A 15,254-nucleotide genomic window follows, 5' to 3' on the forward strand; every position below is an offset into this window, starting at 1 on the left:
ATTGCTTTCGTTAACAAAAGTGAACAACTAGCGAACTAGGTTCAAAAGTTCTTTGGGAGAAGCTAATAAGTCAATGGCTACGAAAAAGATATTACCTTGCGGGTTGAGCAAGAATCGCCAAGCCATATTCATGCCTACTGCTGCACCAAACCAAGGGGTTTGAACCTTGCCTGTCACTTTCACCTGAGTATAGCCATCATCTGTAGGTTCAGCGACACCGCGTTCTGGGAGCAAACTCAGGTTCTGGCATTCTTCCCGGAAGAACCGCAAGATCGCATCTTTGCCCACAATCGGCCTCTGGAAGGGAGGCTGCAAAGCACCGTCTGCCACGAACAGTTTGATCAGCTGATCAAAGTCATTTGCATTCAATAGGTTCATGTAGCTCGACACAGTTGGGTTGTCGATACCTTGAATGGTAACTTGAGTGCGCTCTTGCATTTGTTTGGGCGCGACCACAGGTTCAGAAATTCTGGTGTAGCCGCCTAGTTTATTTGCATCAAACCCCATGTCCACAACAGAGTTCCGCAACACGGTAATCTGTTGTCCTTGATCCAAGCCTTTGAGAGTTTCCAATACAGCATTAGCGTTAGCTGATAGTTTATAGCCAGCCGGAATTGGCGCGACAATTCCTTGCTCCATCCATTCTCCAAGCTGATTCCAGAAACCTAACTTAATATTAGGCGACCAAGTAGCATAGGTACGGCAAATGGTTGTATCTGCCTGGTTTGCCAGATCGCACATCACCTGAGTTTGCTCAGGAAATGTCATTTGCTTGATTTGCTTCAGGATTTCTTCTGCGAACTGCATACTGGCTGCGCCAGGAGCCGCAACCGTCACGGTCTTACCCATCTCCAAGAAAGCGAACCATGTCCATGCAAGTTGATCTTCGGCGCTAAGTTGGTTGAATCGAGCAGTTAGAGCTGGCACGGCATCAGCCGACAGTGTGTTGGGGAAAATGCCACGAGCGGATTCGATAGTGATTGCCATATAGAGGATTACCTCACTAAGTTTTCAACTGACACAACGTGGAGCAAGACACATAGCTTACAGTTCTGCTCCTCAATAAAAATATCACAAATCTTTACAAAATTTAAAACATGTTTACATAAATCGGTGCAACTTACTTCCGTTGTCAGCTGCGCCAGTTAGATGTTGATTCTTTAATTCGCTTGGAATGTTACAAATCACCCCAATCAAAATTTAGGAACCGCCCAGCATTCAGCTTGGTATATTTTTCAGTGTGTTTGATATCGCGGTGTCCCAGAAAGTCTTGAATTTTTCTAGTGTTATAACCCTGATTCACCAGATAGTAACCGCAAGCATGGCGCATCATGTGACAGTGAACTTTGATATCAAGCCCTGCCTGCGCTGCCAACCGCCCAATCAGTTTTCGCGCTGCATCAGTAGACTAAGACTTACGCACGCTTTACGAATTCTTGGCATTCTTCTCTTCGAGACGCTTCGCGTTGGCGGAGCCTCTGGCACAGAAGGCGTCTTAGCGGTTCGATAAATCAAGGTTTATGGCAATTTTTGCGTAAGTCCTGTAGACATTACCTCACCGCGCTCGGAAACGAAAATGTATTTGCTATCAGGTAGCATCTCTCTGAGTTCTTTAAGCAAAACCAATTCATCATCTCTCAAGGGATGCACCCCAGAGTCACTGCCCTTTTTCCTGATGATGAAAATCTGACGTTCGGGCCACATCAGTGCATTCCAGCGCAAACCGCATTTAGATCCTACAGCTTCTCCTACCCTCAGACCGTGGCGAAACATGATCGGCATAGTGTATAATCACGATGAGAATAACAAGCTTTGCGTTCTAGTACAGCCAGCGTTATTTTCCAGAACTTTCCAACACCCATAACAAACTCTTCAACATCAAATAAGCAGAAGTCCCTCCTGGATCTTGATGCCCAACACTCCGTTCTCCCAGGTAGCTAGCTCGTCCCTTTCTCGCCTGCATCAGTATAGTTTCTTGCAACCCCCTTTGGGCTGCTGCTACAGCCTGTTGCATAGCTTCCACTGTCCCCTTACTTTCTTCTACAGCTTGCCCAAAAGCGGCTACAGATGGAGACAGTACATCCACCATCGTTTTGTCTCCTAATTGCGCTTTGCCACGTTGCAGCACTCCGTCTAAGCCTGCTTGGAGTAGCCCTAACACATCTTGTTCTGTTAATTCTTGCTTATCTACTACTGCTGTACTGGCTCGCAAAAACCAAGTGCCATAAAGAGGGCCACTGGCACCGCCAATAGAAGAAATCAAGGTCATACTCACGGTTTTGAGAATGCTGCTGATGTCCTTGTCTGTAAGAGTTGGTAACTGAGTGCTTACCTTTTTGAAGCCACGCTCCATATTGATCCCGTGGTCAGCATCTCCGATCGCCGCATCTAATTCTGTCAAATATGCTTTATTCTCCTCTATCTCGGTTGCATAAGCCTGCAACCATTGTAATATCTGCACTTGAGTCACCATATCAACATAATTCGTAATGACACTCGAAGACTCGCTAACGCTACGCTAACGTAATTATGAAATTCCCCAGCGCCAACTTGGTGTTTTGACTGGTGCATCCCATAGCCGGATCATTTCATCATCTAATTTCAGCAGGGTAATGGAGCAACCTTGCATTTCCAGAGATGTAATATAAGGCCCAATCAAGTTTCGCACAATTTGCAATCCTTGCTGGTCGCAGATTTGGGCAAGTTTGCGGTAAACAATATATAGTTCAGAAACCGGAGTTCCACCCATACTATTGACAAAAGCTAACAAGCGATCGCCTTTGGCAAATGGTAGACTTGTTAGCTCTACATCTACCCATTCTCCTTTATCTTCATCCCACTCGCGCAGTATGCGGCTATATGGTGTATCCTCAATGAGCGATCGCGTTAAAATTTCGGTAATCTCATCTACTGATTTGATTGCTGTACGTTCTGTTCCTGGCTCACCGTGAATACCGATACCTAATTCGATTTGGCGAGCACTCAATTCAAATGTCGGCGTTCCATTAACTGGCACTGTACAAGATGTTAGAGCAATTCCCATACTCCGCCCATTCAGATTTACTCGGCGACATAAATCTGCTAGTTGTGGCAAATCATACCCAACCTCAGCCGCAGCACCACAAATTTTTTCTGCCAGTATTGTTGTTCCCACACCCCGGCGTCCTTGGGTATAGAGGCTATCTTTCACTGCTACATCGTCATCAATCAAAATATTTAGCGATCGAATACCCTCACTACGGGCTAACTCCGTTGCCATTTCAAAGTTCATCACATCGCCACTGTAATTTTTGACGATATAAAGGATACCAGAGCCTCCATCTACTTGCTTGGCTGCTTCTAGCATTTGGTCAGGAGTCGGTGAAGTAAAAACCTCACCAGGACAAGCTGCATCCAGCATTCCTTTGCCCACGAAACCAGCGTGCATTGGTTCATGTCCACTGCCACCACCAGAAATAATTGCTACTTTACCCGGAATAGGTGCATTAGCTCGATAGACAAAGGCGGGATTGTAGTTGAGTTTAATTAAATCGGAATGAGCCGCCGCCATACCTTCTAGACTTTCTTGCACAAAGTCTTCCGGCTTGTTGATCAGCTTTTTCATAATCCGTGTTTGGTTAAAAGGGTGCTAAAACTCCAGGTTATAGCGCTTCTCGTTTCTATGCAATATAGTTTGACCTCTCTCTAAATCTCTCTTTTAAAAGGAGCAACGGTGTATACACAAGTCGGAAAAACTTCATCCACCAAAGATTTGCGGTGAAGCAGCGCTCTTGGTAGGGTTGACAACGCTAGTCACTCATGGGGGAAACCCCCTGTTCCCGCGCTGGCTCCTCCGCAGGCGACTGCACCAAGCGTACCCCTTTGGGGAAGCAAGCTACGCGCAGGGTCTCGTAGAGAAGTGCGGGCTACGCCAACTCATTTGTTATTTCGGCGTACTGATTTGTTATTTCGGCGTACTCATTTGTTATTTCGGGATACTCATTTGTTATTTCGGCGTACTGATTTGTTATTTCGGCGTACTGATTTGTTATTTCGGGGAACTCATTTGTTATTTCGGGGAACTCATTTGTTACTTCGGCGTGTCCATAACGCACCCTACGAAACTACTAAAAGAGTTGAAACCTATACTGGTCATACTTGTGTGTACACCGTAGTCTAAAAGGAGAGGACTTGGAATTTTCCCCCTTAGAGCGTCGGTCTACGGTGTATACACAAGTCTCTTATAGCTTACTCACCTGGTTTTTCGCGTCAGTTTTACCCCAGCCTAACCCTCCCGAAGATTGGGGAGGGAACAAGATTTCTTATTTCCCCCCAATATATCGGGGAGCCACAGCGTTGGGCGGCTCTGCCGACTTGTTCGCTCTTAGCGTTCCCGCAGGGTAGCAAGTGGCGTGGGATTAAAGGGGTAATTCGACTTGTGTATACACGGTAGCCCGCGTCGGTTAGGGGGTTAGGTTTTTCCATATCGCGTCAGAAAAGTCAGTTATCTAATGTCAATCCAAAGACTCCATTAATTCAATACACTTATGCATCTGCTGGCGCATGGTTTCTCTATCAGCATGAAACCTTCGCCCATGACCTGGTAGCACCCACTCAAAAGAGTAATTAGCCAAGTTACGCATTGATTTAGTCTGTTCTGACCAAGAATACCAACAGGCACTGTGGAATGCAGCCAGTTGGTGCAAGCTTTCTGACCAAGCGAGATGGTCGCCAGTGAACAGAAACTTATTTTTATAAAGTAGAACAGTTTCTCCTTTAGTGTGACCAGGAACTGGGATAATTAATAAATCTGGAGTCAAAGTAAATGGTTCAGAACCAGTTAGCTGTATTTCCACATTGCGAGTATCCGCAGTAATATCATCAGCATGAAGGATGCGATCGCACTGGAAATGCTCGGCAAACTTTTGATGATCTGCCACATCATCCTTATGAGTTAGGTACATATAACGAATTCCACCCATCTCTTCTAAACGCTTAACTAAAGGCGGCGTAAAGCGGGGAGAATCCACCAATGTGTTACCTTCTGGAAGTTGAATTAAATAGCTAGCAGCAGCGTAAGATTTTTCAGAATGATAGCCGCAGTGGTAAACATTTTCCGCTACTAATATTGGAAACTGTTGTTGAGCAATTTTGATATCTTTTGGTTTTTCAACTGTGCCAATAGAGCTAGTAGGACATGCCAAAAGTGCTTCAAGTGCTGCTAATCTTTCTGCATCATTGATTGGTTGATGATAAACCACCGACTGTTCATCAACACGAGAAAACACTTCAGGAGTCATCCAGCGACAGGTATCACAATCAATACAGGTAGTATCTACATAAAAATCGCCGTTGACATTTTGGGAGCGACGTTGATTTAAATGAGCCATATTAATCCTTTTGCTTCCAGCCGCTTACCGGGGAGCGATAAACTCTATATCACTACGCTAGCAAAAGGGAGTTGAGACTGTAGACTCCTGAAGGATAGATACCAGGCTATCTTAAGCAAGATAGCCGTATCTAGACTTAGGGTTAAAAATTGTTCGTGGCTGTAGCCAACGGCTGGAATAACATAGGCTCAATCACTTTATTTGAGAAAATACATGAACTTCGTCTAGATTACTGACAAAATTCAATTGGGCTTACCATAAAAGGAAGTTCTTTGGTATCTTCTACAGCCATTTTCATCACCCATATCTGACGTTCAGGAATCCATTTAAAACCTGCCTTTTTTGCAAGTTCCCTATTGTCATAGGTTACAAGAGCTTTAAACCAAGCTTTGGGTCTTAACGCCATTTGAAACATGGCGTTTAGGTTCTCCATCCGATCAAAAAGATATGCGATCAATTGGCAGTCTGTTAATGCCCTGTGATTTCCAAAAATACCAACATCATGCGCTGCTGCTAATTCAATGAGAGATTGACCAAATCGGATTTGACGAGGCCATTTGAATTCAGTACAGGTACAAAGCCAACGAAGTGGTTCATTGTTAGAGTTCGACAAAACAGGTAACAAACTCTTTCCATTATTTGAAGAACCAAACCACTTCTGATCAAACTCAGCATTGTGTGCGACAATAACTTGCGCCTTTTTTGCCATCTCAGTTATCATCCACACACTTTCAGCCGCTTGTTCTTTTGTTATTTCCATTAACGGTGCTGACTTAATCCGGTTTATATGCTCTGCTGGATTATTCTGTGCTGGCAGGCAAATCTAAGTTGGGTAGACTTACGTGAAGTTAAGTTTATCAATGCTGATCTTAGTGATGCGATGCTAGAAGCCAGCAGCCTAACTGATACTGATCTGAGTAGAGTCAATCTAAGTAAAGCCAATCTTAGTCAAGCTGATCTTAGCAGAGCCAATCTCAACAATGCTGACCTTACTAATGCCAATCTAACTAAAGTAAATCTCAGTGAAGCTAATCTTAGCCAAGCTAACCTAACTCAAGCCAATCTTAGTCAAGCGAACTTCAAAGACACTGATGTAAGTAATATCATTTTAACTGGTGCTGATTTGAGCTACACCAACTTGAGCGGCTTTAACCTCAATAGCATTAATTTAAGTGGGGCTAATTTAAAAGGCGCTAATCTTAGTAATTCCTCTTTAAAGGGTACGAACCTTAGTCATGTCAAATTCGATGATACAGATATGAAGTCTGCTGACTTAACTGACGCTAACCTTACTGGGACTGAATTTTATGGTAATGACCAGTATGGTATGATACAGCCGAAGGCGGACATAAGGGGAACAATATCACCTTCAGGAGATGTTTACAATGATGACATGAATAATGGTATGGACTATGAGCGCAGTCCTGAAGACAAGTTATCTGAACATTTCTAGTTGTTAGGCTTCAATTGATTTTTGCTCAGAGAGTAATTGCAATCATTTTTGATCAAGTTTCGATAATTAGGTAACTTCGTCATCAAGTATCGGTAGAGTATGACCTAAACGCAATCCTAGTACAATCCATCCTTCAAGAGTATATTGTAAATCCTCCCGGCAAGCTTTTAGTGTTGCAGCATTTGCCCACATTCCTTGACATTCTGGAATTTCGCCATAGAAAGTTCCATCGTCAAGCAACTCGTAGGTTGCTTTGTGCATTGCTGTACGAATGTAATTTGTCAACATTGCCAAGATATCAGCAAGATTAATGAACTTTGGCTAAAGTATAGCAACAGGCGTTTTGGCTTTAGTGTTCAAAGACAAATTTGGTTAAAATTAGACTGTGATTGGATTAAAGTAGGCGATCGCATCGGTTGGCGTCTAAACAATTGCTGGAAAGAATATTCTGAACTACTATTTATTATAAATTCCCCAGAAGGAGCATTTACCACTTTCTGGGGTGGAGAGGGAAGAAGTTGATTTTTAGTTATTCTGGCGCTTGGGGGATTTTTTCTCTCTTGTCAGGTCTTGTAGATTATAAAATTTAGTAGTTATGGAAAGATTCGCCATGACTGAAATTGTATTTCTCGTTGAAGATGATCCAGATGGTGGTTATACGGCTAGAGCTTTAAGCGAGTCAATTTTTACTCAAGCTGACGATATAGAAACACTACGGGAAATGATCCGTGATGCGGTTCACTGCCATTTTCCTAATGAACATAACCGTCCTAAAATCATTCGGTTACATATAGTCCGTGATGAGGTAATAGCTTCTTGAAACTCCCACGAGACTTATCTGGTTCAGAATTAGTTAACGCTTTAGCTGGTCTAGGATATGAGATTAGTCATCAAAAGGGTAGCCACATTCGGTTAACAACTCAACAGAATGGTGAGCATCATATCACGGTTCCTGCTCATGACCCGATTAAAATTGGTACACTTAACGCCATACTGCGAGATGTTGCTGCTCATGCTGGTTTAACTCGTGACGAATTACTTGTATTGCTTTTTCCATAGCGATAAATGAGTGAGTGTAATTAATGTTTAATAAATTCACTTATGACTAAAACTTTAGTTGCTGCAGCTACGCCCGTCGTAGACATCGTAAATCCGCAAAACTCTAATTATTATGTATATTTTTTAATTTCTGAAAACGCGATCGCGCCCTTTTACCAACGCGATCGCTAAAACTTCTCTCCCCCTAACCAATAAAATGCAGCTGATTGATCGCCGCACTAATTAGATGATGAGTAATGGGAAGACTATCTACCACCATCCCCAAGCACAACAGCATCATGTAAGAGATGGAATAGAGAAACAAATCTCTAGCTATAGTGCGATCCTCTGGATGTTGCAACAAACGCCAAGATTTGTGGATAAATAATCCTCCCAGACTTAGGGCGATCGCAGCATAAAGAATTCCACTCGCTCCCAAGGGATAAACCAGTAACACGGTTGCAACTACGGTAAGCAGGGTATAATACCAAATCTGCTTCACGGTTGTCGTAGTACCTTCAATCACAGGTAACATTGGTATCCCAACTTTTGCGTAGTCATCTTTAATCATCAGAGCTAACGCCCAGAAATGGGGCGGTGTCCATAAAAAGACGATGCCAAAAATTAACCATGCTGACCAGCTTAATGTGCCTGTGACAGCAGCCCAACCCACTAACGCCGGAATTGCCCCAGCCGCCCCACCAATGACGATATTTTGGGTGCTGTGACGTTTCAGCCAGTGGGTATAAACCAAAATATAAAAGACGATACCAGAGAAGGCTAGCAGGGCGGCTAACAGGTTGGCAAATACTGCCAAGAGTGTAAAGGAAATCGTCGCCAGAGCGATCGCAAAAATTAGAGCATCGCGTGCCTGCACCTTACCGGAAGGCATCGGACGATGGCGCGTCCGTTCCATGTCATAATCAATATCCCGGTCATAGACACAGTTAATCGTCTGGGCGCTTGCAGCCGCAAAAGTGCCACCAGTCAGAGTTACTAGCAACAGCAATGGATCTACTTCTCCCTTAGCAGCAATCCACATACTCCCAGCCGTGGTAATCAAAAGCAACGGAATAATCCGAGGCTTTGTTAACTGGTAGTAACTTTGAATTACTTGTAAAAATGTTTCGTGGTGGCGAGAGACATTAGTCTCAATCATTTTGGCTCTGCTTCCTTATTTTTCAACAACTTATATGCAGCCCCCGCTCAAGCTGGCTCTTTGGGTCGAACGAAAACACAGATTTTTTGCACCTGCGTGGGTCGCAATACTCGCCGTTGCGGCTTTCATGAGTGCTGAGTACTGAGTTAGAAGTTAAGAGTTAAGAGTTAGGAATTCTTCCCTTGCTCCCCGTGCTCCCTTATGTCCCTCATTCTTTACTCAGCACGGGCTAAACGCCCCGCTATCGCTAACGTGACTCAGCACTAACTGAGTCACGCAGTGCCAGAGCTGTGAAAGCCACCAAAGTACCCAGCAAAGCAGCTCCTATAGCTTGGTGAGAGACGGTGAGAGGCTCGACTTGGAGATGTAATTTGAAAGTAGCGAATCCCAACAAGATTTGTAAGGTCAACAACCCACCAGCCATATTTGCCAGTCGTCGCAAAGCTGGATGTAGTGCTGGTGTACGCCAACAGATAAATACCATTGTCAAAGTTGCCACTGTTGGCGGCACCAAACCAGCAATATGGCTGTACATCACAGTACAAAGTTGAGAACCGCCGAGGCATTGGTGTAGCGCCCAGCGAGACCCTACCAAAGCACCCAAGAGACTTTGCAGGTAAACTAGAACAGCGGCAGTTAAACCTACCCAAGGCAACTTACCAACGGTTCCATTCCCCTGATAGGGTGTAAGTGCCGTGCCAACAATCAGGAGGGTAGTAAAAAACAACAGCGCCGTTCCTAAATGGGCGGTAACGATATCAAACCGCAACAATTCGGTAACGGTGAGTCCTCCTAAGACGCCTTGGAAGACGATTAAAAACAGGGCGAATGTGGATGCCCAAGGCAGCCAAGAGGGCAAGAAACGACGATGCCACCAGGACAAACCGAAGAGTGCGATCGCGCTTACACCAATTAAAGCTGCATCCAATCTGTGAAACCACTCCAAGAACACCTGGAGATTCATTTGCTTGGCTGGCACGAGTTCGCCATAGCATAAGGGCCAGTCTGGGCAAGCAAGTCCAGCATTCATCACGCGGGTGGCAGAGCCTATTGCCATCAAAATTAAGGTGGCTATGCACATTTTCCACACCAAGCGACGAATCATTTCCTTGGGCTTTTGCTGCTGAAGTGCCGCTTCATTTTGTTGTTGTAGGACAAATTCGCTCATGAATGATACCTTCTGCCCGCTCTTGGTGGATCTCTTAAAATTTTCAATTTTCTTTTAGCGTCCCATCTTCACCCTAGCGTATAGGCTAAGGGTTTACAGATTAGCACTCACTTATACTTTGAATCACTCCAGCAAGGTTTTGCTTGAAGCTTTAGGTATTTTTCAACATGTGAAAAATTGATTAATCACAATTAATTTAAGCATTCTAAATTTTTCCTTAAATTTTTCGACTGATTTATATCTACTTTTGGCAGTAGCTGATCAAAGAAGGCAGGAGGAAAGAATTATGAATGAAAACTTTAGTTCTGGTATAAAACCTAGTGCTTCAATCCCACGCTTTGAAACGTGAGTTACTGCTGCCTCCTGCTTGCTGATAGTCACCTTGTACTCAAAATTAGTAAAATAGTCAAAAAAATTAATAAAAATTTCAGACCTTTGGACTCCATGTCTTACAGCCTAGACTACCTTAGTAAGTGAGCAGCTTTGAGATAACGTAGTAAATTCAATTAAGTAAGCCGTGAAGATTCCAAGTTCAATCTGGACATTACTCATTGGCATCGTGCTAACGCTAGCCAGCCTTTGGTACGGTCAAAATCACGGACTGTTGCCAGCAGCAGCCACGGATGAAGCTGTATTGGTGGATGGTCTGTTCAACGCGATGATGATCGTTTCTACAGGTATATTCCTAATTGTCGAAGGTGTTTTAATTTACTCTGCATTTAAATACCGTCGGCGTGCAGGTGACAATGAAGACGGCCCACCAGTTGAGGGCAATATACCTTTAGAAATTCTCTGGACGGCGATCCCAGCAATTATCGTTATCGGTATTTCTGTTTACAGTTTTGATGTCTACAACGAAATCGGTGGCTTCGATCCCCATGCGATCCATGAAGCACCGACGAATCAGGAATCGATGAAAATGCCAGGGCATGGAACCGCACTAGCAGCAACTTTAAACGATACTCCTCCCAGCACTGAACCCAACCTCAATCAAGAAAAATCTGAAGAGGCAATGCAAGACCCAGCTACCGCAGAAGTCCGCAATGCTGACCAAATTCCCCAACTGCGGAATGCCCCTGGTGTCGGTGTTGTTGCTCCAACAATTGGGGGCAGTGCTGATAAAGCAGGCAAACCACCAGAATTGCGGGTCAACGTTACAGGTCTACAATATGCCTGGATTTTCACTTATCCTGAAACTGGTATAACTACAGGTGAAATGCACGTACCCATCGGGCGTGAAGTGCAAATCAATATGACAGCCAATGATGTCATCCACGCCTTCTGGGTGCCCGAGTTCCGTCTGAAACAAGATGCGATCCCTGGTAGACAAAGCGAGATTCGCTTCACACCCAAAAAAGCAGGCGATTATGCTTTGATCTGCGCTGAACTTTGTGGCCCATATCATGGTGCGATGAGAGCATCAGTAGTCGTTGAGACAGAAGAAGCCTTTAAAAAATGGGAGCAAGAGCAGCTAGTTGCCAGCAAAGAAATGCTAAATCAAGCTGTTGCTGTTAACCCTGCGAATCTATCCCCAAATGAATTTCTTGCTCCTTACACCAAGGACATGGGAATTCAGCCAGAAATGTTACATCAAATTCACAAATAGTCAACAGTCCACGTCAAAAGTAATAACTCGCAAGGGGCTAAACGCCCCGCCATCGCTAACAGGACTCAAGACTCAGAACTCTTATGACACAAGCTCAATTGCAAGAAACTGCCAATATCCCCGCCCTTCTTGAGGAACCAAGGAGAAAATGGCAAGACTACTTTGGCTTCAACACCGACCATAAGGTGATTGGGATTCAATACCTAGTCACTACATTCATTTTCTACTGCATTGGTGGCGTGATGGCTGACTTGGTTCGTACAGAACTGCGAACCCCAGAAGTCGATTTTGTTACTCCTGAAGTCTACAACAGCTTATTTACGCTGCACGCTACAATCATGATTTTCTTGTGGATTGTGCCAGCTGGTGCAGGTTTTGCTAACTTCTTGATCCCCTTGATGATTGGGGCCAAGGATATGGCATTCCCGCGCTTGAATGCTGTTGCCTTTTGGATGATTCCCCCTGCGGGTTTATTGTTGATCACTAGTTTAGTGGTAGGCGATGCACCGGATGCGGGTTGGACTTCCTACCCTCCCCTGAGCTTGGTAACAGGTCAAGTAGGTGAGGGAATTTGGATTATGAGCGTCCTCCTACTAGGTACGTCATCGATTCTAGGGGCAATCAATTTCCTCGTCACATTGCTCAGGATGCGTATCCCCGGTATGGGGGTTCACCAAATGCCCTTGTTCTGCTGGGCGATGTTTGCTACCTCGGCACTGACTTTGGTATCTACGCCAGTGTTAGCAGCAGGTCTAATTCTGCTTTCCTTTGACTTAATTGCCGGAACAACATTTTTTAACCCGACTGGGGGGGGTGATCCAGTAGTGTACCAGCATATGTTCTGGTTTTACTCTCACCCGGCGGTATATATCATGATTTTGCCCTTTTTTGGAGCAATTTCAGAAATTATCCCCGTGCATTCCCGCAAGCCGATTTTTGGCTATAAAGCGATCGCCTATTCCTCTCTTGCCATTAGCTTTCTGGGGCTAATTGTTTGGGCACACCACATGTTTACCAGCGGTATCCCCGGTTGGTTACGGATGTTTTTTATGATCACTACGATGATCATTGCCGTACCCACGGGAATTAAAATTTTCAGTTGGTTAGCAACCATGTGGGGTGGAAAAATCCAACTCAACAGCGCCATGCTATTCGCAATGGGCTTTGTTGGCACCTTTGTGATTGGTGGTATCAGTGGCGTAATGTTGGCAGCAGTCCCCTTTGATATTCACGTTCACGACACCTATTTTGTCGTGGCACACTTGCACTACGTCCTGTTTGGTGGTAGTGTTCTCGGCATTTATGCGGCGATTTACCACTGGTTCCCCAAAATGACGGGACGGATGCTGAACGAATTTTGGGGTAAGGTTCACTTTGCCTTAACAATAGTTGGTCTAAACATGACCTTCTTACCAATGCACAAACTGGGATTAATGGGTATGAACCGCCGCGTTGCCCAGTATGACCCCAAATTTACCTTTATCAACGAAATCTGCACTTATGGCGCTTACATACTAGCAGTTTCAACATTCCCCTTCATCATCAATGCGATTTGGAGTTGGTTATACGGCGAGAAAGCTAGTAATAATCCTTGGAGGGCACTTACCTTAGAGTGGATGACAACCTCACCGCCAGCGATCGAGAATTTTGATCAAACCCCAGTACTGGCTACCGGCCCCTACGACTATGGTTTGGAAAACGCTAAAGAAGGCGTACCTTTATCTGATCCCAATCCAGTCTTATCTGGTGGCCCAAACTCAGTATTAAGAGCAGAACCCGACCCAGTGGTTGCTGCCAATCCCGAAGACCGGAAATAAAGTTATGAGTTATAAGTTATGATTTATGACTTTAATAAAGTTGTTAGTTCAAAATTTCTAACTCCTAACCGGAGCTTCGGAGTCTCCGGCTTTGCTCCTAACTCCCCCCTCCTCCCCCTTCTCCTCTAGGCATTAAAAATTCATGCAAAGTCAAACTATTGACCCAGCTAAAACCGAACTGAATCATCACCACGCAGCAGAAGCGTCCGTCGGTCATCACGAAGAACATCCAGACCATCGTCTATTTGGGCTAATTGTCTTTCTGATTGCTGAAGGGATGATTTTTATGGGACTGTTCGGAGCCTACTTGGCTTTCCGTGCTACCTTACCTGCATGGCCCCCAGCAGGCACCCCAGAGTTAGAACTATTGCTACCTGGAGTCAACACCATCAATCTAATTTCTAGTAGTTTTGTCATGCACAATGCTGACACTGCGATCAAAAAGAACGATACGCGGGGTACGCAAATCTGGTTAGCAATTACTGCTGCGATGGGTGCTATTTTCTTGGTAGGTCAAGTATATGAATATACCCATTTAGAATTTGGTTTAACTACCAATTTATTTGCCAGTGCATTTTACGTTTTGACTGGTTTCCACGGATTGCACGTTACCATTGGTGTTTTGGCAATTATTGCCGTGTTATGGCGATCGCGCCTTCCGGGTCACTACAGTAACGAAAAGCACTTTGGCATTGAAGCAGCCGAAATCTACTGGCACTTCGTTGACGTGATTTGGATTATTTTGTTCGGATTACTGTATCTACTGTGAGTATTAATTATTAGTTGTTCACTCCACGCGAACAACTTAATAGGCCCCCAGTCGGGGGCTTTTTTTATACAATGCTGCCGTTGCAGCTGCCCTGATGTCAGATTATTTTATCTATCGGCTGGCAGCAAAACCTAAATTAGAACAGTTTCTAGAAGATTAAATATCTGGGAAGTTATCTAAACGGTTTTTTATTTCCTATAAAACAATTTTATCCTTTACCTAGCAACAGTAACACAAAATCTCTTAAAAGTAGTATAGACTTTTACCACTATGAGTTTTGCTAAATTCAACTAAGTTATTGCAAGTGATACAGGCGCGAGTAAAAGGTGGGAAAGGTGGGAAAAGTTGGATGTTTTGTAGAAACTATTGAATAACTAGTTAATATGCTGTAACTTGATATGTTAGTGATTGACAAATAACACTTATTTGCCTCAAAAATTATTACTCGATATTTACCTCAAGAACTTACTTGCTCTTTTTTAGTTTTGTCGAAATCACGTTGATATGGCGACGCGATCACGGTTAGTAATGATTAAAATCTGGTAACAAAATTGTAGTGGACATTGTAAAAATATTTGTACCTTTTAATTCGCCTATTCAAGGTTTTGTCAGTAATCAGACCCAACAGTTAAAATAAATAAATCTCCTGACTCTTGAATGTAGTCTTCTGTCCGCAGTTCTAAATACTGTGGACTAGTGTTAAATTTACTTAGGTGATATTATTGAAGCACTACAAAAATAAATTTTAGATTAAGATATTTATAAAGCTATTAAATGAAGCAATTAACCGTCTAACCATAAAACTGCTCTAAAGCATATGAAGCCTGAGAAGCTGACTGCCTCAAATACCAACAAATCTAGCGGCAGGCATTCAT

The 15,254-nt window shown here is 43.9% G+C and carries 18 protein-coding genes and 1 pseudogene; 9 read left to right on the forward strand and 10 right to left on the reverse strand.

All coding sequences use genetic code 11. The annotated features are described in order from the left end of the window. Nucleotides 1-27: 27 nt before the first annotated feature. The 5 genes and pseudogenes from V7L29_RS17890 to dhaK all read right to left on the reverse strand — a co-directional run bounded on the left by V7L29_RS17890 (nt 28) and on the right by dhaK (nt 3,604). Nucleotides 28-987 (reverse strand): orange carotenoid-binding protein, encoded by a 960-nt coding sequence (locus V7L29_RS17890; protein WP_334736332.1) that lies wholly within the window; start codon nt 985-987, stop codon nt 28-30. A 190-nt stretch (nt 988-1,177) separates the two neighbouring features. Then, a pseudogene (locus V7L29_RS17895) lies at nt 1,178-1,390 on the reverse strand (tyrosine-type recombinase/integrase); the annotation flags it as partial. A gap of 128 nt (nt 1,391-1,518) precedes the next feature. Beyond that, nucleotides 1,519-1,782: a tyrosine-type recombinase/integrase gene (locus tag V7L29_RS17900; protein ID WP_334693859.1), complete on the reverse strand. Its 264-nt coding sequence runs from the start codon at nt 1,780-1,782 to the stop codon at nt 1,519-1,521. Between the two features lie 52 nt (nt 1,783-1,834). Then, nucleotides 1,835-2,473 carry a dihydroxyacetone kinase subunit DhaL gene (dhaL, locus tag V7L29_RS17905; RefSeq protein ID WP_334693858.1) on the reverse strand — a complete coding sequence of 213 codons (639 nt, stop codon included), beginning with the start codon at nt 2,471-2,473 and terminating at the stop codon, nt 1,835-1,837. Nucleotides 2,474-2,527: 54 nt separating this feature from the next. Beyond that, nucleotides 2,528-3,604: a dihydroxyacetone kinase subunit DhaK gene (gene dhaK, locus V7L29_RS17910; RefSeq protein WP_334693857.1), complete on the reverse strand. Its 1,077-nt coding sequence runs from the start codon at nt 3,602-3,604 to the stop codon at nt 2,528-2,530. 566 nt (nt 3,605-4,170) lie between these two features. On the opposite strand from dhaK, the gene V7L29_RS17915 reads away from it, so the two are divergent. Continuing rightward, nucleotides 4,171-4,383 carry a hypothetical protein gene (locus V7L29_RS17915; RefSeq protein WP_334693855.1) on the forward strand — a complete coding sequence of 71 codons (213 nt, stop codon included), beginning with the start codon at nt 4,171-4,173 and terminating at the stop codon, nt 4,381-4,383. Nucleotides 4,384-4,493: 110 nt separating this feature from the next. Here the strand turns inward: V7L29_RS17915 and V7L29_RS17920 are convergent, their stop codons facing one another. After that, nucleotides 4,494-5,369 carry an MBL fold metallo-hydrolase gene (locus V7L29_RS17920; RefSeq protein ID WP_334693854.1) on the reverse strand — a complete coding sequence of 292 codons (876 nt, stop codon included), beginning with the start codon at nt 5,367-5,369 and terminating at the stop codon, nt 4,494-4,496. 229 nt (nt 5,370-5,598) lie between these two features. Beyond that, nucleotides 5,599-6,129, reverse strand: a complete 531-nt coding sequence (locus V7L29_RS17925; RefSeq protein ID WP_334693853.1) for a hypothetical protein — start codon at nt 6,127-6,129, stop codon at nt 5,599-5,601. Nucleotides 6,130-6,156: 27 nt separating this feature from the next. Between V7L29_RS17925 and V7L29_RS17930 the strand changes: the two genes are divergently transcribed. After that, complete coding sequence (locus tag V7L29_RS17930) at nt 6,157-6,822, forward strand: pentapeptide repeat-containing protein (protein WP_334736333.1); 666 nt, start codon at nt 6,157-6,159, stop codon at nt 6,820-6,822. A gap of 66 nt (nt 6,823-6,888) precedes the next feature. On the opposite strand, the gene V7L29_RS17935 is transcribed toward V7L29_RS17930, so the two are convergent. Further along, a complete protein-coding gene (locus tag V7L29_RS17935) occupies nt 6,889-7,110 on the reverse strand; it encodes a type II toxin-antitoxin system HicB family antitoxin (RefSeq protein WP_334736334.1) in 222 nt (73 codons plus the stop codon). On the opposite strand from V7L29_RS17935, the gene V7L29_RS35535 reads away from it, so the two are divergent. The 4 genes from V7L29_RS35535 (at nt 7,078) to V7L29_RS17950 (ending at nt 8,052) form a co-directional block, all read left to right on the forward strand. Beyond that, nucleotides 7,078-7,344: a GUN4 domain-containing protein gene (locus V7L29_RS35535; protein ID WP_442944208.1), complete on the forward strand. Its 267-nt coding sequence runs from the start codon at nt 7,078-7,080 to the stop codon at nt 7,342-7,344. The two genes, V7L29_RS17935 and V7L29_RS35535, sit on opposite strands and share 33 nt — an antisense overlap. Before the next feature lie 88 nt (nt 7,345-7,432). Next, a complete protein-coding gene (locus V7L29_RS17940; protein ID WP_273763671.1) occupies nt 7,433-7,642 on the forward strand; it encodes a 2-oxoisovalerate dehydrogenase E1 subunit beta in 210 nt (69 codons plus the stop codon). Further along, a complete protein-coding gene (locus V7L29_RS17945; protein WP_334693850.1) occupies nt 7,639-7,881 on the forward strand; it encodes a type II toxin-antitoxin system HicA family toxin in 243 nt (80 codons plus the stop codon). Before V7L29_RS17940 ends, V7L29_RS17945 begins: the two co-directional genes overlap by 4 nt. Before the next feature lie 42 nt (nt 7,882-7,923). Continuing rightward, nucleotides 7,924-8,052 (forward strand): hypothetical protein, encoded by a 129-nt coding sequence (locus V7L29_RS17950; protein ID WP_334736335.1) that lies wholly within the window; start codon nt 7,924-7,926, stop codon nt 8,050-8,052. A gap of 13 nt (nt 8,053-8,065) precedes the next feature. Here the strand turns inward: V7L29_RS17950 and V7L29_RS17955 are convergent, their stop codons facing one another. Both V7L29_RS17955 and V7L29_RS17960 read right to left on the reverse strand, forming a co-directional pair. After that, nucleotides 8,066-9,019, reverse strand: a complete 954-nt coding sequence (locus tag V7L29_RS17955) for a heme o synthase (RefSeq protein ID WP_334736336.1) — start codon at nt 9,017-9,019, stop codon at nt 8,066-8,068. Between the two features lie 247 nt (nt 9,020-9,266). Next, nucleotides 9,267-10,187 (reverse strand): COX15/CtaA family protein, encoded by a 921-nt coding sequence (locus V7L29_RS17960; protein ID WP_334693848.1) that lies wholly within the window; start codon nt 10,185-10,187, stop codon nt 9,267-9,269. Nucleotides 10,188-10,704: 517 nt separating this feature from the next. On the opposite strand from V7L29_RS17960, the gene V7L29_RS17965 reads away from it, so the two are divergent. From V7L29_RS17965 to V7L29_RS17975, 3 genes are all read left to right on the forward strand, one after another. Then, nucleotides 10,705-11,793, forward strand: a complete 1,089-nt coding sequence (locus V7L29_RS17965) for a cytochrome c oxidase subunit II (protein ID WP_334693847.1) — start codon at nt 10,705-10,707, stop codon at nt 11,791-11,793. 83 nt (nt 11,794-11,876) lie between these two features. Next, nucleotides 11,877-13,610 (forward strand): cytochrome c oxidase subunit I, encoded by a 1,734-nt coding sequence (gene ctaD / locus V7L29_RS17970; RefSeq protein WP_334693846.1) that lies wholly within the window; start codon nt 11,877-11,879, stop codon nt 13,608-13,610. A gap of 142 nt (nt 13,611-13,752) precedes the next feature. Further along, the gene (locus tag V7L29_RS17975) at nt 13,753-14,379 is read left to right on the forward strand and encodes a cytochrome c oxidase subunit 3 (RefSeq protein WP_334693845.1); all 627 of its coding nucleotides are present in this window, start codon (nt 13,753-13,755) and stop codon (nt 14,377-14,379) included. The last annotated feature ends 875 nt before the right edge of the window (nt 14,380-15,254 follow it).

The organism is Nostoc sp., assembly GCF_036916575.1.
In the GTDB taxonomy this organism is placed as follows: Bacteria; Cyanobacteriota; Cyanobacteriia; order Cyanobacteriales; family Nostocaceae; genus Nostoc.

Bases quoted from the DNA above. Each gene is read 5' to 3' on its own strand.
- V7L29_RS17890 (WP_334736332.1), bottom strand. From the start codon at position 987: ATGGCAATCACTATCGAATCCGCTCGTGGCATTTTCCCCAACACACTG.
- V7L29_RS17900 (WP_334693859.1), bottom strand. From the start codon at position 1,782: ATGCCGATCATGTTTCGCCACGGTCTGAGGGTAGGAGAAGCTGTAGGA.
- dhaL (WP_334693858.1), bottom strand. From the start codon at position 2,473: ATGGTGACTCAAGTGCAGATATTACAATGGTTGCAGGCTTATGCAACC.
- dhaK (WP_334693857.1), bottom strand. From the start codon at position 3,604: ATGAAAAAGCTGATCAACAAGCCGGAAGACTTTGTGCAAGAAAGTCTA.
- V7L29_RS17920 (WP_334693854.1), bottom strand. From the start codon at position 5,369: ATGGCTCATTTAAATCAACGTCGCTCCCAAAATGTCAACGGCGATTTT.
- V7L29_RS17925 (WP_334693853.1), bottom strand. From the start codon at position 6,129: ATGGAAATAACAAAAGAACAAGCGGCTGAAAGTGTGTGGATGATAACT.
- V7L29_RS17930 (WP_334736333.1), top strand. From the start codon at position 6,157: ATGCTCTGCTGGATTATTCTGTGCTGGCAGGCAAATCTAAGTTGGGTA.
- V7L29_RS17935 (WP_334736334.1), bottom strand. From the start codon at position 7,110: ATGTTGACAAATTACATTCGTACAGCAATGCACAAAGCAACCTACGAG.
- V7L29_RS17940 (WP_273763671.1), top strand. From the start codon at position 7,433: ATGACTGAAATTGTATTTCTCGTTGAAGATGATCCAGATGGTGGTTAT.
- V7L29_RS17950 (WP_334736335.1), top strand. From the start codon at position 7,924: ATGACTAAAACTTTAGTTGCTGCAGCTACGCCCGTCGTAGACATCGTA.
- V7L29_RS17955 (WP_334736336.1), bottom strand. From the start codon at position 9,019: ATGATTGAGACTAATGTCTCTCGCCACCACGAAACATTTTTACAAGTA.
- V7L29_RS17960 (WP_334693848.1), bottom strand. From the start codon at position 10,187: ATGAGCGAATTTGTCCTACAACAACAAAATGAAGCGGCACTTCAGCAG.
- ctaD (WP_334693846.1), top strand. From the start codon at position 11,877: ATGACACAAGCTCAATTGCAAGAAACTGCCAATATCCCCGCCCTTCTT.
- V7L29_RS17975 (WP_334693845.1), top strand. From the start codon at position 13,753: ATGCAAAGTCAAACTATTGACCCAGCTAAAACCGAACTGAATCATCAC.